Source organism: Rhodovulum sp. HP10 (genome assembly GCF_047553435.1).
GTDB lineage: Bacteria > Pseudomonadota > Alphaproteobacteria > Rhodobacterales > Rhodobacteraceae > Rhodovulum.
Genome location: NZ_CP180201.1, coordinates 2,972,816 through 2,990,641, shown reverse-complemented (window position 1 = coordinate 2,990,641; position 17,826 = coordinate 2,972,816). Strand labels below are relative to the sequence as shown.

15 protein-coding genes are annotated in these 17,826 nt (G+C 66.7%); 12 read left to right on the top strand and 3 right to left on the bottom strand.

Annotated features, from left to right (window positions below; all coding sequences use genetic code 11):
- The first annotated feature begins 111 nt into the window (after nt 1-111).
- Nucleotides 112-1,743 (top strand): alpha-D-glucose phosphate-specific phosphoglucomutase, encoded by a 1,632-nt coding sequence (locus tag ACK8CO_RS14055; protein ID WP_414897019.1) that lies wholly within the window; start codon nt 112-114, stop codon nt 1,741-1,743.
- Between the two features lie 164 nt (nt 1,744-1,907).
- Here the strand turns inward: ACK8CO_RS14055 and ACK8CO_RS14050 are convergent, their stop codons facing one another.
- On the bottom strand, nt 1,908-2,510 hold the full coding sequence (locus ACK8CO_RS14050; protein WP_414897018.1) for a nitroreductase family protein: 603 nt from the start codon (nt 2,508-2,510) through the stop codon (nt 1,908-1,910).
- A 154-nt stretch (nt 2,511-2,664) separates the two neighbouring features.
- Nucleotides 2,665-3,621: a zinc-dependent alcohol dehydrogenase family protein gene (locus ACK8CO_RS14045; protein WP_414897017.1), complete on the bottom strand. Its 957-nt coding sequence runs from the start codon at nt 3,619-3,621 to the stop codon at nt 2,665-2,667.
- A 251-nt stretch (nt 3,622-3,872) separates the two neighbouring features.
- Here ACK8CO_RS14045 and ACK8CO_RS14040 point away from each other — a divergent pair, with 251 nt between their 5' ends.
- The 3 genes from ACK8CO_RS14040 to ACK8CO_RS14030 all read left to right on the top strand — a co-directional run bounded on the left by ACK8CO_RS14040 (nt 3,873) and on the right by ACK8CO_RS14030 (nt 6,978).
- Nucleotides 3,873-5,129 (top strand): MFS transporter, encoded by a 1,257-nt coding sequence (locus ACK8CO_RS14040; RefSeq protein ID WP_414897016.1) that lies wholly within the window; start codon nt 3,873-3,875, stop codon nt 5,127-5,129.
- 60 nt (nt 5,130-5,189) lie between these two features.
- Nucleotides 5,190-5,459, top strand: coding sequence for a DksA/TraR family C4-type zinc finger protein (locus tag ACK8CO_RS14035; protein WP_414897015.1), 270 nt, complete (start codon nt 5,190-5,192; stop codon nt 5,457-5,459).
- A gap of 265 nt (nt 5,460-5,724) precedes the next feature.
- Entirely contained in the window at nt 5,725-6,978 is a 1,254-nt protein-coding gene (locus ACK8CO_RS14030) for a DEAD/DEAH box helicase (protein ID WP_414897014.1), read from the top strand.
- Nucleotides 6,979-7,083: 105 nt separating this feature from the next.
- On the opposite strand, the gene ACK8CO_RS14025 is transcribed toward ACK8CO_RS14030, so the two are convergent.
- Entirely contained in the window at nt 7,084-9,111 is a 2,028-nt protein-coding gene (locus tag ACK8CO_RS14025) for a M3 family metallopeptidase (RefSeq protein WP_414897013.1), read from the bottom strand.
- Between the two features lie 329 nt (nt 9,112-9,440).
- Between ACK8CO_RS14025 and sucC the strand changes: the two genes are divergently transcribed.
- The 8 genes from sucC to ACK8CO_RS13985 are packed head-to-tail and all read left to right on the top strand — an operon-like array spanning nt 9,441 to nt 17,783.
- On the top strand, nt 9,441-10,634 hold the full coding sequence (gene sucC, locus ACK8CO_RS14020; protein ID WP_080617270.1) for an ADP-forming succinate--CoA ligase subunit beta: 1,194 nt from the start codon (nt 9,441-9,443) through the stop codon (nt 10,632-10,634).
- 5 nt (nt 10,635-10,639) lie between these two features.
- Complete coding sequence (sucD, locus tag ACK8CO_RS14015; protein WP_080617271.1) at nt 10,640-11,521, top strand: succinate--CoA ligase subunit alpha; 882 nt, start codon at nt 10,640-10,642, stop codon at nt 11,519-11,521.
- 22 nt (nt 11,522-11,543) lie between these two features.
- Nucleotides 11,544-12,071, top strand: a complete 528-nt coding sequence (locus tag ACK8CO_RS14010) for a DUF805 domain-containing protein (protein ID WP_414897012.1) — start codon at nt 11,544-11,546, stop codon at nt 12,069-12,071.
- Entirely contained in the window at nt 12,068-15,040 is a 2,973-nt protein-coding gene (locus tag ACK8CO_RS14005) for a 2-oxoglutarate dehydrogenase E1 component (RefSeq protein WP_080617273.1), read from the top strand. Before ACK8CO_RS14010 ends, ACK8CO_RS14005 begins: the two co-directional genes overlap by 4 nt.
- A gap of 5 nt (nt 15,041-15,045) precedes the next feature.
- Nucleotides 15,046-16,575, top strand: a complete 1,530-nt coding sequence (gene odhB, locus ACK8CO_RS14000; RefSeq protein WP_080617274.1) for a 2-oxoglutarate dehydrogenase complex dihydrolipoyllysine-residue succinyltransferase — start codon at nt 15,046-15,048, stop codon at nt 16,573-16,575.
- Nucleotides 16,576-16,586: 11 nt separating this feature from the next.
- Nucleotides 16,587-16,988, top strand: a complete 402-nt coding sequence (locus ACK8CO_RS13995; RefSeq protein ID WP_414897011.1) for a hypothetical protein — start codon at nt 16,587-16,589, stop codon at nt 16,986-16,988.
- Nucleotides 16,988-17,380 (top strand): MAPEG family protein, encoded by a 393-nt coding sequence (locus ACK8CO_RS13990; RefSeq protein WP_414897010.1) that lies wholly within the window; start codon nt 16,988-16,990, stop codon nt 17,378-17,380. Before ACK8CO_RS13995 ends, ACK8CO_RS13990 begins: the two co-directional genes overlap by 1 nt.
- A 7-nt stretch (nt 17,381-17,387) precedes the next feature.
- Nucleotides 17,388-17,783 carry an MAPEG family protein gene (locus tag ACK8CO_RS13985; RefSeq protein ID WP_414897009.1) on the top strand — a complete coding sequence of 132 codons (396 nt, stop codon included), beginning with the start codon at nt 17,388-17,390 and terminating at the stop codon, nt 17,781-17,783.
- The last annotated feature ends 43 nt before the right edge of the window (nt 17,784-17,826 follow it).

The window sequence follows — 17,826 nt, the reverse complement described above, 5'->3', positions numbered from 1 at the left end:
CCGCGGCGCGCCGCTCACGGCGCCACGGAGACGCCGGAGCCGCTTGTGGCCGTGCGCGAGGCCGCTATGCTCCGGCCCGCGGACATCAAGGCCACGGGAGAGCCCATCCTCATGCAGAAGATCACCGTCGAAACCCGGCCCATCGAAGGTCAGAAGCCCGGTACCTCGGGGCTGAGAAAAAAGACGCCGGTTTTCATGAGCCCGCATTATCTGGAGAATTTCGTTCAGTCGATCTTCAACGCCATCGGCGGGGTCGCCGGCAAGTCTCTGGTTCTGGGCGGCGACGGACGCTATTTCAACGACCGCGCGGCCCAGGTCATCCTGCGGATGGCGGCAGCCGGTGGCGCGGCACGGGTCATCGTCGGGCAGAATGCGCTGTTGTCGACGCCCGCCGCCTCGAACCTGATCCGCAAGCGCCGCACCGATGGCGGGATCATCCTCTCGGCCAGCCACAACCCGGGCGGGCCGGACGAGGATTTCGGGGTCAAGTTCAACACCCCCAATGGCGGCCCGGCCCCCGAGGAGGTGACCAACCGGATCTTCGAAGCGACGACGACCATCACCTCCTACGAGATTCTCGAGACCCGGGATCTGGACCTGTCCGCCCCGGGCGAGGCCGCGCTTGGCGACATGGTGGTCGAGATCGTCGACCCGGTCGCCGATTATGCCGAGCTGATGGAGAGCCTGTTCGATTTCGACGCCATCCGGCGGCTGATCGCGGGCGGTTTCACGCTGCGCTTCGACGCGATGCATGCGGTGACGGGGCCCTATGCCAGGACGATCCTCGAGGAGCGTCTGGGCGCGCCCGCGGGCAGCGTGATCAACGCGGTGCCGCAGCCCGATTTCGGCGGCGGCCATCCCGACCCGAACCCGATCTGGGCCAAGCCGCTCGTCGATCTGGCGATGGGGCCCGAGGCGCCCGATTTCGCGGCCGCCTCGGATGGCGACGGCGACCGCAACATGATCCTCGGGCGCGGCATCGTGGTGACGCCCTCGGACAGCCTCGCGGTGCTGGCGGCGAATGCGACCCGGGCGCCGGGCTATGCGGCCGGGCTGAAGGGGGTGGCACGCTCGATGCCGACCTCGCGCGCAGTCGACCGGGTGGCGGCGGCGGCGGGGCTCAACTGTTACGAGACGCCCACCGGCTGGAAATTCTTCGGCAACCTGCTCGATGCCGGGCGCGCGACGCTCTGCGGCGAGGAAAGCGCCGGGACCGGATCGGACCATGTGCGCGAGAAGGACGGGCTCTGGGCGGTGCTTCTGTGGCTGAACATCCTCGCCGAGACCGGCCTGTCCGTGGCCGAGACCATGCGCGCGCATTGGGCCGAATACGGCCGCAACTACTACACGCGGCACGATTATGAAGCGGTCGACAAGGACCGGGCCGAAGCGATGCTCGACGCCCTGCGCGGGCGGCTCGGCGATCTGGCCGGGCAGAGCTTTGCCGGGCGGAGGGTCGAGATGACCGACGAATTTTCCTATGACGATCCGGTCGACGGCTCGAAAAGCACGGGCCAGGGGCTGCGCATCCATTTCGAGGGCGGCGCTCGGATCGTCTACCGGCTGTCGGGAACGGGTACTGTCGGGGCGACGCTTCGGGTCTATCTGGAGGAGTATACCGACGATCCGGCGCGGCTGGAGCTGCCGGTCGAGGAGGTGCTGGCCGATGTCATCGCCGCCGCCGACGAGATCGCGGGCATTCGCAACCATACCGGCAGGACCGCGCCCGACGTCCGGACCTGAGCCCTCCCGCCCCGGGCCATCACAAGGCTGCCGCCTTGCTTGTCCCGCCTTGGGCCCGACGCGCTGACGCGCGCGGGTCTGCGACGCGGTGAGGCCATGCGAGGCCGGACCCTGTCGCGCAGCGAAGGCGGGTGCGACGGGCGCCAGAGCGCCCGCCCGCGAGGTTACTTGCCGTGGGTGCGGAAGCGCGTTTCGTCATCGATGAAGGTCTTGTCACCGATGTCGTCCGCATGGCCGCCGAAGGGCATCTGTGCGACCAGCGTCCAGCTGGCGGGAACACCGAAGGCCTCGGCCAGGGCCGCATCCGCAACCGGGTTGTAATGCTGAAGGCTCGCGCCGATGCCTTCCTCGGCCAGCGCCGTCCAGACCGCCAGTTGCGCCATCCCCGCCGAATGCTGGGCAAAACGCGGGAAGGCGTCGGCATAGAGCGGGAACTGCTCCTGCAGCCCCTTGATCGTGTCCTCATCCTCGTAGAAGAGCACCGTGCCCGCCCCGGCGGCAAAGCCCTTCATCTTGGCTTCGGTCGGGCCGAAATTCTCGGCCGGAACGATCTTGCGAAGCTCGTCCCCGATCAGCGCCCAGGCCTTCTCGCTTTCGGCCCCGAACAGGATGACGGCCCGGGAGCTTTGCGAATTGAACGAGGAAGGAGCATGGCGGATCGCGGCCTTGATCAGGTCTTCCACCATGTCGGCCGAGAGCGGAAGATCCTTGCCGAGGGCATATTGCGTCCGGCGCTTCTGCAACAGCTCGAGCGTCTTGTTCGACATCTGGAAAGTCTCCTGAGTGATCTGTGTGTCGGGAGGCTATATTTCGCGATCGGGCGCGGGCTTCAATGGCAGGCACTGCGCGAAGGCGCACAGCCTGCGTGCTTTCGTCCTCCGGCGGACCCTCCTGCAGGACCGCCGGGCGCCATGCGCGCCCTCACACGCCCGGAGCCCCGAAACACAGCATCGGCTTCTCTGCGCCGGGCCGTCCGGCCGCGTCGAGCGCCTGTCTCCAGTCGGTCAGCGCGAAGGGGCGAATGCCCGGAAGATCGGCCGTCGCGAGCCCTGGCCAGAGCCCTTCGAAGGCCGCCCGCCAGTCCGCCGCCGACATAGAGGCCAGACAGTCGCGGAGGTGAAACCGCTCGAACCGGGCGCGCGGCGGGCTCGCGGGCCGGACCGGGCGGCCCGTCAGAAGGCCATATCCCACGAAATGGGCGCCCTCGGGCAGGATATCGAGAATGCGCGAGGCAAGCGGCCCGCCGAGTGCATCGAAGACGATGTCGGCCCGCCGCGCATGGTTCAGGACCTGGGCCTCGTCGGCGGCCGGAACGGGGTCGATCCCGAGGGTGCGCAGGCGCGCTGCACGGCTGGGCGAGCGGTGAACGCCCGTGACTCCGGCCGCGCCCTGCCCCAGCGCCCATTGCCCCAGAAGATCCGCGCAATGCGAGCCCGCCCCGCTGAGCAGCACCCGCCGCCCCGCGACCGGCCAGCGCGACAGCATGCCCCTGGCCGCGAGAGGATTGATATAGGCCCGCGCCGCAAGATCGTCGCCGATATCCTCGGGAACCGGGATCGCCAGCGCCGGGTCGCAATCGAGGACTGTCTGCCAGGTCCCCGGCCCGCGCAGGGGCAAGATCCGGCGGCCGATCAGACCGGCATGGCCGGGCGGCGCCTCCAGCACCCGGCCGACCCCCTCATATCCCGCGATGAAGGGCAGCACGATCCGGTGCGCATAGGCGCCTGTGACGGGGACAAGATCGGAGGGATTGACCGGCGCCCGCAGCATCGCGACCCGAAGCATCGGTTCGGGCCGGGGCCCGAGCGGCCGGGCCACGAGCGAAAGCGCATCGCGGGGGGGCCCGAAGGCATGACAGACGAGCGAAGAGACCTGCATGCCCTCGGGTAACGCCCCGCGCCCGGCAGTGACAGCCCTTAGACGCGCCACGGCCGGGTCATCGCAGGCGGCTTCGCAATCGCCCTCTTGCCGGATCCGGCATCAGCGGACATAGAATTGCGAAAGGAAACCGCGCGCCTTTCCTCCGAGTTCCGGCCGCGCCGCATCCCTCCGGGGCCTGTGGCCGGGAGTCCTTCGGATCACCGGCCGCGATGCGCCATCCGGCGAGGACGACCGAAGGGAAATCTGAGATGCCCCAGGCCCAACGCGCCGCGCAGGCGCCGCTTGTGACCCCGGTCCTGATCGCGGGATCGCTGATCCTGCTGATCGGTTTTGCCATCCGCGCCTCGTTCGGGGTGTTCCAGATCCCGATTGCCGAGGAATTCGGCTGGGCACGCACCGAATTCTCGCTGGCCATCGCGATCCAGAACCTGGCCTGGGGGATCGGCCAGCCGCTGTTCGGCGCCGTGGCCGAGAAGATCGGCGACCGCAAGGCCATCATCGCCGGAGCGGTGCTTTATGCGCTGGGGCTGGTGCTCTCATCCTTCGCGATCCAGCCCTGGCAGCATCAATGGCTCGAGGTGCTGGTGGGTTTCGGCATCGCGGGCACGGGCTTCGGCGTGATCCTCGCCATTGTCGGCCGCGCGGCAGCCCCCGAACATCGCTCGATGGCGCTGGGGGTCGCGACCGCCGCCGGGTCGGCGGGGCAGATCGTGGGGCCGCCCTCGGCCGAACTGCTGCTGCAACTCATGCCATGGCAGGGCGTGTTCCTGGTCTTCGCCGGCGTGGTTCTGGCCTCGCTGCTGGCGCTGCCCTTCATCCGCTCGCCACAGATCGCCAGCCGCGCCGAACTCGAGGAGAGCCTCGGCCAGGTGCTGGGCCGGGCCTTCCGCGACCCGTCCTTCATCATGATCTTCATGGGCTTCTTCTCCTGCGGCTATCAGCTTGCCTTCATCACCGCACATTTCCCGCCCTTCGTGGCCGAGCTTTGCGGGCCCATCGTGCCCGGCAGCACACTGTCGGCGATCGGGATCACGACCACCTCGGCGCTGGGGGCGGTGGCGATCTCGGTGATCGGCTTTTTCAACATCGTCGGCACGGTGACCGCAGGCTGGCTCGGCAACCGCTACAGCCGGAAATACCTGCTGGCGGGGATCTACACGGCGCGCACCATCGCCGCGGCCGCCTTCATCCTGATGCCGATCACCCCGGGCTCGGTTCTGGTCTTCTCGATGGTGATGGGCGCGCTCTGGCTGGCCACGGTGCCACTGACCAGCGGTCTCGTCGCCCATATCTACGGGCTGCGCTACATGGGCACGCTCTACGGTTTCGTCTTCCTGTCGCACCAGCTCGGCGGCTTCCTCGGCGTCTGGCTGGGCGGCAGGCTTTACGACCTGTACGGCAATTACGATCTCGTGTGGTGGGTCGGCGTGGGCGTCGGCGCCTTCTCGGCGCTGGTGCATCTGCCAATCCGCGAGGCGCCTGCCCCGGCCCGCGTCGCGGCCTGAAGGCTTTGACGCAGGGCCACGGCCTGCCCTATCCTGATACCCTGCAAGGGAGAGTTGACCATGGCCGGAGGCTGGGCGCGCGACGGCGCGGTGAACGACCAGATCGACGCCTTGATCGAGGATGAGCTGAACCGGATGAAGGCCAGGCCTGCCCCGGTCGGGGACAGCCTGACGGATTGTGCCGAATGCGGCGAGCCCATCCCCGAGGCGCGGCGGCAGGCCCTGCCGGGGGTCAAGCTGTGCGTCGCATGTCAGGGCGCGCGCGACAGGCGTCCGGTACTGCGCGGAGGGATCAACCGGCGCGGGTCGAAGGACAGTCAACTCAAGTGACGGCGGTTGCGGGATTGACCGGAAGGTCACCTTCCTGTACGTATCACCGATCCGCACCTTCTGTCGCGTGAACAGAGGCCGCCTGCCCGGCATGACCGGACCGCGGCGCAAGGTGTCGGGCAAATCCGTTCCCATCATCACGCGAGGGGTACTGGGACCGCCGCCCACCGACCAGTCCGGTCGGGGCGTCGCGGACCCGCTCACCCGTTCGCAGCGGCGAACGCAATTTGACGAGGCGTCCGCGACGGGCGCCCGAAAGGACACTGTGATTACATTCGACAAGATGGGTCTGCCCAAGCGGCTCGTGACGCGACTGGCCGAGGCCGGCATCACCGAGCCCACCCCGATCCAGGCCCGCGCCATTCCTCCGGCTCTGGAAGGCCGCGACGTGATCGGGCTGGCGCAGACCGGCACCGGCAAGACCGCAGCCTTCGGCCTGCCGCTGCTGACCGCGCTGGCCGAGAACCGAGGAAAGCCCACGCCCAAGACCGCCCGCGCCCTGGTGCTGGCCCCGACCCGTGAGCTGGTCAAGCAGATCGCCGAGAGCCTCCGTCCGCTGGTCGCGGGCACGCCCGTCAGCGTCGAGACCGTGGTCGGCGGCGCCTCGCTGTCGGCCCAGGAAAAGCGGATGGCGCGCGGCGCCGATCTGCTGGTGGCGACGCCCGGGCGGCTGATCGACCTGATGGGCCGCGGCGCCGTGGTGCTGGCCGAAACCCGGTTCCTGGTGCTGGACGAGGCCGACCAGATGCTGGACATGGGCTTCATCCATGCCCTGCGCCGGATCGCGGCCAAGCTGCCGAAAGAGCGCCAGACCATGCTGTTCTCGGCCACCATGCCCAAGCAGATGGACGAGATCGCCGCAAGCTACCTGAGCAACCCGGTCCGGGTCGAGGTAAGCCCCCCCGGCACCGCCGTCGACAAGATCACGCAATCGGTGCATTTCCTCGAGAAGGCCGAGAAGACCGGGCGCCTGATCGAGCTTCTGGACGGGCATCGCGACGACCGCGCCATCGTCTTCGGACGCACCAAGCACGGTGCCGAGCGGCTGTCGAAACAGCTGGAACGGGCCGGGTTCGCCACCGCCTCGATCCATGGCAACAAGAGCCAGGGCCAGCGCGACCGCGCCATCAAGGCGTTCCGCGCGGGCGATGTGCGGGTGCTGGTGGCGACCGATGTGGCGGCGCGGGGCATCGACATTCCCGAAGTGCGCCATGTCTACAATTTCGACCTGCCGAACGTGCCCGACAACTATGTCCACCGGATCGGCCGCACCGCGCGCGCCGGGGCCGATGGCGCGGCAATCGCCTTCTGCGCGCCCGAGGAGATCTCGGAACTGCGGGCGATCCATAAGGTGATGGGAACGGCGATCCCGGTCGCCTCGGGGACGCCCTGGGAAGGGCTCGAACCGAAGCAGTCGCGGGACGGCCCGCGCGGCGCAGGCAAAGGTGCAGGCAAGCCGGCCGCAGCCAAGCCGAGGGCGCGCCGTCGTCCGCGCAACAAGAACCGCGCAGCGGCCTGAGGTCGGGTGGGGGCGCTGTCGCCCGCGCCACTGACGGAAAACGCAAACGCCCGCCCGGGTCCCCGGGCGGGCGTTTTTTGCATCTCCGGGGCCGTCCTGGCAGCCTCAGGCCGGCTCGGGTTCCAGCCCGCGGCCCTTCAGCAACGCCTCGACCCCGGGCAGGCGGCCGCGGAAGGCGGTATAGAGCAGGTCCGGCTCCTGCGTGCCGCCGGTCGACAGCACGTTGTCTTCCAGAGCCCGCGCGGTCGCCGGATCGAAGGCATCGCCCGCCTCCTCGAAGGCCGCGAAGGCGTCGGCATCCATCACCTCGGACCACATGTAGGAATAATAGGCCGAAGCATAGCCACCCGCGAAGACATGGGCGAAATGCGGTGTCGCATGCCGCATCCGGATCGCGCGCGGCATGCCGATCTCTTCCAGCACCTCTGCCTGTTTCTGCATCGGGTCGGCGGGGGCGGGGCCGTCATGGAATTCAAGATCGACCAGCGCCGAGGCGATGAATTCGACGGTCTGGAACCCCATGTCATAGGTCGCGGCCGCCAGAACCCGGTCCCGCATCGCCTCGGGCATCGACTGCCCGGTTTCGGCATGGGTGGCGAAACGCTCCAGCACCTCGGGCACTTCGAGCCAGTGTTCGTAAAGCTGGCTCGGCAGCTCGACGAAATCGCGCGGCACCGAGGTGCCGGACAGGCTTTCATAGGTCACATCCGACAGCATCTGGTGCAGCGCATGGCCGAATTCATGGAACAGCGTCCGCGCATCGTCATAGGACAAGAGCGCGGGCCGCCCCTCGGCCGGTTTCGAGAAGTTGCAGACATTCACGACATGCGGCCGGATCTCCCCCGCCAGCTTCCGCTGACTGCGCAGCGCCGTACACCAGGCCCCCGATTCCTTGCCCGCCCGGGCAAAATAATCGCCGATGAAAACGCCCATATGGCGGCCATCGCGGGTGACCTCCCAAGCCCGGGCATCCGCATGGTGCAGGGTCACATCGAGCGGCGAGAAATCCAGCCCGAACAGACGGTTGGCGCAGTCAAAAGCGGCCTCGATCATGCGGTCGAGTTGCAGATAGGGCTTCAGCTCGGCCTCGTCGAGATCGTGGAGCGCGCGGCGCCGCTTCTCGGAATAGTAATGCCAGTCCCAGGGCTCGAGCGGCGCCGAGCCCCCGTCCGCGACCAGCATGTCTTCGAGGATCGCGGCATCGGCCTCGGCACGCGCCCGGGCCGGGGCCCAGACCTGCATCAGCAGATCGCGCACATTGCCGGGGGTCCTGGCCATCTGGGTTTCCAGCGCATAGGCGGAATAGCTGCCATAGCCCAGAAGCGCCGCACGTTCGGCCCGGAGCTTCAGCGTTTCGGCCACGATGCCACGGTTGTCGGTGGTGCCGCCGCGCGCGCCGCGCGAGGTCCAGGCCTCATAGGCCGCCTTGCGCAGATCGCGCCGGGGTGAGAACTGCAGGAAGGGCACGATCACCGAGCGCGACAGCGTCACCACCGGGCCGTCCGCGCCGCGTTCGGCGCCCGCCGCCCGGACCGCCTCGATGACGAAGCCGGGCAGGCCCGCAAGATCGGCCTCGGCCAGCGGCATCGTCCAGTCGCGCTCGTCGGCCAGAAGGTTCTGGCCGAAGGCGGTCGACAGCTTGGCCAGCCTTGTGTTGATCTCGCGGAGCCGGCCGCGCCCCTCTTCGGGCAGGGCCGCCCCGGCGCGGACGAAGTCGCGATGCTTCCGCTCCAGCAGACGGGCCTGTTCGGCCGTCAAATCCAGCGTCTCGCGCGCCTGCCAGATCGCCTCGATCCGCTCGAACAGCGCGCGGTTCAGCACCACATCCGAGGAAAACTCCGCCAGCTTCGGCGAGAAGGCGCGCTGCAGCGCCTCGCGCGCCGGGGTCGAGGAGGTCGAGGCCAGCAGATCGAAGACCGACAGCACGTCGGACAGCGCCTGCCCCGACCGTTCCAGCGCCTCGATGGTATTGGCGAAATCGGGCGCCTCAGGCGCCTCGGCAATGGCCGCGATCTCGGCCCGGGCACCGGACAGCGCCCGCTCGAAGGCCGGCGCGAAATCTTCATCCGAGAGGTCGGCAAAGGCGGGAAGCTCGAAGGGCGCGATGCGCGGCGCCAGCAGGGGATTGGTCATGAGGCTCTCCATTTCTCGAAAAGGCATAGCCGGATCGAGGCCGGGTTCAAGCCCGGGACCGCGTGGCGACGGGGCCGGACCCCGCCCGGCAAGCAGCCCGGCAAGCCCCCCGCCAGGCCGCGCGGCCAGAGTCTCTCGGCACAGGACCGCCACAGCCCTGCCTCATGCGGCTCCGGGTTTTGCCCAACTTCGTGATCACAGCATTCATGAGCGTGATCACAAAATGGAAAAACATAGCATGATCACGGGAATTTAAGGAAAAGGCCGTTTCGCCGCACCACCGTTCCGTGCTTAGACATCTGGAAATCGTACCAGCACGGGACAGTTTGATGAACATCCACGAATACCAGGCAAAGGCGTTGCTGCGCAGCTACGGCGCGCCGGTCTCGAAAGGGCATGTCGTCACCAAGGCGGAGGAAGCGAAGTCGATCGCGGCCGATATCGACGGGCCGGTCTGGGTCGTCAAGGCGCAGATCCACGCAGGCGGTCGCGGCAAGGGCCACTTCGTCGAGGAAGAGGCGGGCGAGAAGGGCGGCGTGCGGCTGACCAAATCGGTCGGCGAGGCCGCCGAGGAAGCCAGGAAGATGCTGGGCCGCACCCTCGTCACCCATCAGACCGGCCCCGCGGGCAAGCAGGTCGGCCGGGTCTATATCGAGGAAGGCGCCGGCATCGAGCGCGAACTGTACCTGGCCCTGCTGGTCGACCGCCAGACCAGCCGGGTGGCCTTCGTCTGCTCGACCGAGGGCGGCATGGATATCGAGGAGGTCGCCGCCAAGACCCCCGATCGCATCCTCAGCTTCTCGGTCGATCCGGTGACCGGCTATCAGGGCTATCACGGCCGCCGCATCGCCTTTGCGCTGGGACTGACCGGCAACCAGATCAAGCAATGCGTCCGGCTGATGGGCCAGCTTTACAAGCTGTTCACCGAGAAGGATTGCGAGTTGCTGGAGATCAACCCGCTGATCGTCACCGATCAGGGCGACCTGCGCTGCCTCGACGCCAAGATGAGCTTCGATTCGAACGCGCTCTACCGGCAGGAGGACATCCTGGCGCTGCGCGACGAGACCGAGGAAGATCCGAAGGAACATCAGGCCTCCAAATACGACCTGAACTACATCGCGCTCGACGGCCAGATCGGCTGCATGGTGAACGGCGCGGGCCTCGCGATGGCGACGATGGACATCATCAAGCTTTACGGCTCGGAGCCCGCCAACTTCCTCGACGTGGGCGGCGGCGCCACCAAGGAGAAGGTGACCGAAGCCTTCAAGATCATCACCTCGGACCCGAACGTGAAGGGGATCCTGGTGAACATCTTCGGCGGCATCATGCGCTGCGACGTGATTGCCGAGGGCGTGGTCGCCGCAGTGAAGGAAGTCGGGCTGAAGGTGCCGCTGGTCGTGCGCCTCGAAGGCACCAATGTCGAGAAGGGCAAGGCCATCATCAACAATTCCGGCCTCGACGTGATCGCGGCGGATGACCTGTCCGATGCAGCCCAGAAAATTGTCAAAGCGGTGAAGGGGTAAGATCCATGGCGGTTCTTGTCGACGAAAACACCAAGGTCATCTGTCAGGGCTTCACCGGCAGCCAGGGCACCTTCCATTCGGAACAGGCCATCGCCTACGGCACCAAGATGGTCGGCGGCGTCACCCCCGGAAAGGGCGGCCAGAGCCATCTGGACCTGCCCGTCTTCAACTCGTGCCACGAGGCGGTGGCCAGGACCGGCGCCAATGCATCCGTGATCTACGTGCCGCCGCCGTTTGCGGCCGACTCGATCCTCGAGGCCATCGACGCCCAGATCCCGCTGATCGTCTGCATCACCGAGGGCATCCCGGTGATGGACATGATGACCGTCAAGCGTGCGCTGGAAGGCTCGAACTCGACCCTGATCGGGCCGAACTGCCCCGGTGTCATCACGCCCGACGCCTGCAAGATCGGCATCATGCCCGGCCATATCCACAAGCGCGGCTCGGTCGGCGTCGTCTCGCGCTCGGGCACGCTGACCTATGAGGCCGTCAAGCAGACCACCGATGTGGGCCTTGGCCAGTCGACCTGCGTCGGCATCGGCGGCGACCCGATCAAGGGCACCGAGCATATCGACGTGCTGGAATGGTTCCTGGCCGATGACGAGACCCAGTCGATCATCATGATCGGCGAGATCGGCGGCTCGGCCGAAGAGGAAGCGGCCCAGTTCATCAAGGACGAGGCCAAGAAGGGCCGCAGCAAGCCCATCGCGGGCTTCATTGCCGGCCGTACGGCCCCTCCGGGCCGTCGCATGGGCCATGCGGGCGCCATCGTCGCCGGCGGCAAGGGCGGTGCCGAGGACAAGATCGAGGCGATGAAATCGGCCGGGATCGTCGTGGCAGACAGCCCGGCGCATCTGGGCGAAGCGGTGCTGAAGGCGATCGGATAAGCCGGTCGCCGAGGGAGGCAAAATGGGCTTTGCGGCTGCCGTAAAGGTCTGTTTCAGAAAGTACTTCACCTTTTCGGGGCGGGCGTCCCGCCCCGAATACTGGTGGTTCGTTCTGTTCACGTTATTGGGCAGCATCGCCACCGGGCTGCTCGACCTGCTGCTGTTCCCGGGCGAGATCCGCACCGGACCGGGCAGCATAGAGGCCGACAGCGACGGCCCCCTGACCATGCTCTTCACGCTTGCCGTCTTCCTGCCTTCGGTTTCCGCAGGCTGGCGCCGGATGCATGACAGCGGCCGAAGCGGGCTTTTCTACGTCTATCCGCTGATCGTGCTGGTCGGCATCCTGGGCTTTGCCCAATTCGTCGGCGCCTTCGGCCTCGCCGCTTCGGGCGGTCCGGCAGAGGCCTTTACCGGCATCGCGGGCCTCGTGCTCGTCCTCTCGGTCCTGGTTCTGATGATCTCGCCCCTTCTGGTGATCTGGTGGCTGACCCGCCCCTCCCAACCCGGCCTCAACAAATACGGTCCAAACCCCCATGAGGTAACTCCATGACCGAGCAAAGCGCGAACGACATCTTTCACAGCTCGTCCTTCCTTCAGGGCCACAATGCCGAATATGTGGAACAGCTTTACGCCCGCTATGCCAATGACCCGAACGCGGTCGACGAGGCATGGCAGAAGTTCTTCGCCGAGCTGGGCGATGACGAGGTCTCGGTCAAGCGCGAGGCGGCGGGGCCGTCCTGGGCGCGGCGCGACTGGCCGCCCGCGCCGAATGACGACCTGACCGCGGCACTTGACGGGCAGTGGCCGACGCCGCCTGCCGCCCGCGAGACCAGGGCCGCCGAAGAGAAGATCCGCGAGAAGGCCAGGGAAAAGGGCGTCGAGGTCACCGATGACGAGGTCAAGCGCGCGGTGCTCGACTCGATCCGGGCGCTGATGCTGATCCGGGCCTACCGGATCCGAGGCCATCTGGTCGCCGATCTCGACCCGCTGGGGCTGCGCAACCCGACCCCGCATCCCGAGCTCGATCCGAAATCCTACGGCTTCACCGATGCCGACATGGAGCGGCCGATCTTCATCGACAACGTGCTGGGGCTGCAGGTCGCCTCGATGCGCGAGATCCTCGCCATCGTGCAGCGGACCTATTGCGGCACCTTCGCGCTGCAATACATGCATATCTCGGACCCCGAACAATCGTCCTGGCTGAAGGAACGGATCGAGGGCTTCGGCAAGGAGATCAAGTTCACCCGCGAGGGGCGCCGCGCGATCCTGAACAAGCTGGTCGAGGCCGAGGGTTTCGAGAAGTTCCTGCATGTCAAATACATGGGCACCAAGCGCTTCGGCCTCGATGGCGGCGAGGCGCTGATCCCGGCGATGGAACAGATCATCAAGCGCGGCGGCGCGCTGGGTCTGAAGGAAATCGCCATCGGCATGCCCCACCGTGGCCGCCTGTCGGTGCTGGCCAACGTGATGGGCAAACCCTACCGCGCGATCTTCAACGAATTCCAGGGCGGCAGCTTCAAGCCCGAGGACGTGGACGGCTCGGGCGACGTGAAATACCACCTCGGCGCCTCGTCGGACCGCGAATTCGACGGCAACACCGTGCACCTGTCGCTGACCGCGAACCCCTCGCATCTCGAGGCGGTCAACCCGGTCGTGCTGGGCAAGACCCGCGCCAAGCAGGCGCAGATGAATGACCACGAGCGCAAGCAGGTGCTGTCGGTGCTTCTGCATGGCGACGCGGCCTTCGCGGGCCAGGGCGTGGTGGCCGAATGCTTCGGCCTGTCGGGCCTGACCGGTCATCGCACCGGCGGCACCATCCATATCGTCGTGAACAACCAGATCGGCTTCACCACGGCGCCGCATTTCTCGCGGTCCTCGCCCTACCCGACCGACATCGCGCTGATGGTCGAGGCGCCGATCTTCCATGTCAATGGCGACGACCCCGAGGCGGTGGTGCATGCTGCCAAGGTCGCCACCGAGTTCCGCCAGAAATTCGGCAAGGACGCGGTGCTCGACATCTTCTGCTATCGCCGCTTCGGCCATAACGAGGGGGATGAACCGATGTTCACCAACCCCCTCATGTATCAGAAGATCAAGAAGCATAAGACCACGCTGCAGCTTTACACCGAACGGCTGGTCGAGGACGGGCTGATCCCCGAGGGCGAGATCGAGGACATGAAGGCCGCCTTCCAGTCCCATCTCAACGAGGAATTCGACGCCTCCAAGGAGTTCAAGCCGAACAAGGCCGACTGGCTCGACGGGCGCTGGTCGCATATCCAGCGCGGCGGCGGCGACGACTATCAGCGCGGCGATACCGCGATCGGCGAGGAAACCCTGCAGGAGCTGGGCCAGGCGCTGACCACCCCGCCCGAGGGCTTCGAGCTTCACAAGACGGTGGGACGCCTGCTCGACGCCAAGAAGGAGATGTTCGCGACCGGCAAGGGCTTCGACTGGGCGACCGCCGAGGCGATGGCCTTCGGCAGCCTGCTGACCGAGGGATATCCGGTGCGGCTCTCGGGCCAGGACAGTGCGCGCGGCACCTTCAGCCAGCGCCATTCCGCGCTGATCAACCAGGATACCGAAGAGCGTTACTATCCGCTCAACCACATCCGCAAGGGGCAGGCGAAATACGAGGTCATCGACTCGATGCTCTCGGAATATGCGGTCCTGGGCTTCGAATACGGCTACAGCCTGGCCGAACCCAACGCGCTGGTGATGTGGGAAGGCCAGTTCGGCGATTTCGCCAATGGCGCGCAGATCATGTTCGACCAGTTCATCAGTTCGGGCGAACGCAAATGGCTGCGGATGTCGGGTCTCGTCGTGCTGCTGCCGCATGGCTATGAGGGCCAGGGCCCCGAGCACAGCTCGGCCCGGCTCGAACGCTTCCTGCAGATGTCGGCCGAAGACAACTGGATCGTCGCCAACTGCTCGACGCCGGCCAACTACTTCCACATCCTGCGCCGCCAGCTGCATCGCAGCTTCCGCAAGCCGCTGATCCTGATGACGCCCAAATCGCTGCTGCGCCACCGGCTGGCGATGTCGGAAGCCAGCGATTTCGTCACCGGCTCCTCCTTCCACCGGGTGCTCTGGGACGATGCCGAGACCGGCCACATGTCGGAAACCAAGCTCAGGCCCGATGCCGAGATCAGGCGGGTCGTCCTGTGCTCGGGCAAGGTCTATTACGACCTGCTGGAGGAACGCGATGCCCGCGGCATCGACGACATCTACCTGATGCGGCTCGAACAGTTCTATCCGTTCCCCGCGCTCAGCCTCGTCAAGGAACTGGAACGCTTCAGCGACGCCGAAATCGTCTGGTGTCAGGAAGAGCCCAAGAACCAGGGTGGCTGGACCTTCATCGAGCCCAATCTGGAATGGGTCCTGACCCGCATCAATGCCAAGCACGGCCGGCCCCGCTATGCGGGCCGCCCCGCCGCCGCCTCGCCGGCCACGGGTCTTGCCAGCACGCATAAGGCACAACAAGCCGCGCTCGTGAACGACGCGCTGACCATCGAAGGGTAACCGCCATGTCCACAGAAGTCCGTGTCCCGACGCTCGGCGAAAGCGTCACCGAAGCCACCGTCGCCACCTGGTTCAAGAAGCCCGGCGACGCGATCGAGGCCGACGAGATGCTCTGCGAGCTGGAAACCGACAAGGTGACGGTCGAGGTCCCCTCGCCCGCCGCAGGCACGCTCTCCGAAATCGTCGCGGCCGAAGGCGAGACGGTCGGGGTCGACGCGCTTCTGGCCACCATTGCCGAAGGCGCGTCCGCGCCTGCTCCGAAGGCCGATGGCGGCGCGTCCGCCCCGGCTGCGGCCGACGACGATGCCGGCGCCGAAGACGTGCCCGTGATGGTGCCGACGCTGGGCGAGAGCGTGACCGAGGCCACGGTCTCGACCTGGTTCAAGCAGGCCGGCGACAAGGTCGAGCGCGACGAGATGCTCTGCGAGCTCGAGACCGACAAGGTCTCGGTCGAGGTGCCCGCTCCTGCTGCGGGCGTTCTCAAGGAGATCCTCGCCGCCGAAGGTTCCACCGTCGAGGCCGGCGGCCAGCTCGCGGTCCTTCTGGCGGGCGAAGGCGCGGCAGCCGCCGCTCCGAAGACCACTGCCGGCACGGGCGACGGATCGGGCGGCGGATCGGGCAAGGATGTCGAGGATGCGCCCTCGGCCAAGAAGCTGATGGCCGAAAAGGGCCTCTCGGCTGCCGAGATCACCGGCACGGGCCGCGATGGCCGGATCATGAAGGAAGACGTGCTGAAGGCCGCCGAGGCGCCGAAAGCCGCCGCGCGCGCGCCCGAGGCGCCGAAACCCACCGCTGTCCCCGACGCGGCGCGGGCGCCGATTCCGGCCGAGGATGCCGAGCGCGAGGAACGGGTCAAGATGACCCGGCTGCGCCAGACCATCGCCCGCCGCCTGAAGGATGCCCAGAACAGCGCCGCGATGCTGACCACCTATAACGAGGTGGACATGTCGGGCGTCATGGCGCTCCGGAAGGAATACAAGGACCTCTTCGAGAAGAAGCACGGGGTGAAACTGGGCTTCATGTCCTTCTTCACCAAGGCCTGCTGCCATGCGCTGTCCGAAGTGCCCGAGGTCAACGCGGAAATCGACGGCACCGACATCGTCTACAAGCGCTTCGTCCATATGGGCATCGCGGTCGGCACGCCCTCGGGGCTGGTGGTGCCGGTGCTGCGGAACGCGGATTCGATGAGCTTCGCCGAAATCGAGAAGCGGATCGCCGAGATGGGCACCCGCGCCCGTGACGGCAAGCTGTCGATGGCCGAGATGCAGGGCGGTACCTTCACCATCTCGAATGGCGGCGTCTACGGCTCGCTCATGTCCTCGCCGATCCTGAACCCGCCGCAATCGGGCATCCTCGGCATGCACAAGATCCAGGAGCGTCCGATGGTCGAGGGCGGCCAGATCGTGATCCGCCCGATGATGTATCTGGCGCTCAGCTACGATCACCGCATCGTCGACGGCAAGGGCGCGGTCACCTTCCTCGTCCGCGTCAAGGAAGCGCTGGAAGACCCGCGCCGCCTGCTGATGGATCTGTGAGGCTCTTTGCCGTGGAGAACCTGGAAAAAAGCGAAATCGTCATATCCAAAATCCTCAGCCTCCTGATGGAGTGGGGAATCAGGGAATGTGAGCTTGAGTTCGAAGAACTGGAGCTCGATGATGAATTTCGCTTTTTCTTCTTTCCTTGTATCGAGTGGCTGACAGACGAAGGGGTCATTCGGACCGGAGAGATCCACGGAGAGCTAGGCGGAACCGGATGCGGATCCGTAATGAACCCCGTTTTGACTTCGTACGGCTTGAATGTTCTCGGAACGCGCATTCAACTCGGCGAAACGGAAGAAAAGCTAAGCGATGCCGTTAAGAAAGTGAGCGCCGGCTCCCGTTCTTATGCCCAATTCGGCGATTTCGTCGGCGGCCTTCTGGGCGGCTTCACAAAATCCATAGGTTCCTAATGCCCCCTGAACTCGCCGCCCTCGCCGCCACCGCCGTCATCCACCTCGCCGCAGTGCTCTGGTCCCAGCGCGCGCTCGAGGCCGATGTGGGGCGCGAAGGCAATACCGGGCCCCGCGACGATATCGCGGACCGGCTGTCGCCCTATACCCTCCGCCTGCGCCGGGCGCTGGCCAACCATGTCGAGAATACCGGCCTCTTCGTGATCGCCGTCGTTCTGGTGCAGTTCACCGGCTCGAATGGCTGGGTCACCGGGCTTGCCGCCTGGATCTTCGTCGCCGCCCGCGCGCTTTACCTGCCCGCCTATGCCTTCGGCTGGGTGCCCTGGCGCTCGGTCATCTTCATGGCAGGCCTTGTCGCCTGTTTCGCCATGATCCTCGCCAGCATCTTCTGAGGCCCGCATGACCCCCGAGCTTACCGCCCTCGCCCTCGCCATCCTCGTCCAGGCCGTGCAATTCGTCCTCATGGCGATCCCCGCCAATATGGAACTCGGCACGGCATATACCACAAGCCCCCGCGACACGCCTCCCGACCAGCAGCTCTCGCGCCGGACCGGACGGATGCAGCGCGCGCTCAACAACCATTTCGAGGGGCTGATCCTGTTCACCGCGGCGGTCGTCCTCGTCACCGTCTCGGACCAGTCGAGCTGGTTCACCGCGCTCTGCGCCTGGATCTACCTGATCGCCCGCATCGCATATGTGCCGGCCTATCTCCGGGGCTGGGTGCCGGGGCGCTCGATGATCTGGGCCGCGGGCTTCGGCGCGACCGTCCTGATGACGCTCGCCGCCCTGATATGATCTTCTTCCTGGCGGAAATACCCCGGGGGGAGCCGCCCGGCAC

Coding starts and splice junctions, on each gene's coding strand:
- ACK8CO_RS14055 (WP_414897019.1), top strand. CDS start 112: ATGCAGAAGATCACCGTCGAAACCCGGCCCATCGAAGGTCAGAAGCCC.
- ACK8CO_RS14050 (WP_414897018.1), bottom strand. CDS start 2,510: ATGTCGAACAAGACGCTCGAGCTGTTGCAGAAGCGCCGGACGCAATAT.
- ACK8CO_RS14045 (WP_414897017.1), bottom strand. CDS start 3,621: ATGCAGGTCTCTTCGCTCGTCTGTCATGCCTTCGGGCCCCCCCGCGAT.
- ACK8CO_RS14040 (WP_414897016.1), top strand. CDS start 3,873: ATGCCCCAGGCCCAACGCGCCGCGCAGGCGCCGCTTGTGACCCCGGTC.
- ACK8CO_RS14035 (WP_414897015.1), top strand. CDS start 5,190: ATGGCCGGAGGCTGGGCGCGCGACGGCGCGGTGAACGACCAGATCGAC.
- ACK8CO_RS14025 (WP_414897013.1), bottom strand. CDS start 9,111: ATGACCAATCCCCTGCTGGCGCCGCGCATCGCGCCCTTCGAGCTTCCC.
- sucC (WP_080617270.1), top strand. CDS start 9,441: ATGAACATCCACGAATACCAGGCAAAGGCGTTGCTGCGCAGCTACGGC.
- sucD (WP_080617271.1), top strand. CDS start 10,640: ATGGCGGTTCTTGTCGACGAAAACACCAAGGTCATCTGTCAGGGCTTC.
- ACK8CO_RS14010 (WP_414897012.1), top strand. CDS start 11,544: ATGGGCTTTGCGGCTGCCGTAAAGGTCTGTTTCAGAAAGTACTTCACC.
- ACK8CO_RS14005 (WP_080617273.1), top strand. CDS start 12,068: ATGACCGAGCAAAGCGCGAACGACATCTTTCACAGCTCGTCCTTCCTT.
- odhB (WP_080617274.1), top strand. CDS start 15,046: ATGTCCACAGAAGTCCGTGTCCCGACGCTCGGCGAAAGCGTCACCGAA.
- ACK8CO_RS13990 (WP_414897010.1), top strand. CDS start 16,988: ATGCCCCCTGAACTCGCCGCCCTCGCCGCCACCGCCGTCATCCACCTC.
- ACK8CO_RS13985 (WP_414897009.1), top strand. CDS start 17,388: ATGACCCCCGAGCTTACCGCCCTCGCCCTCGCCATCCTCGTCCAGGCC.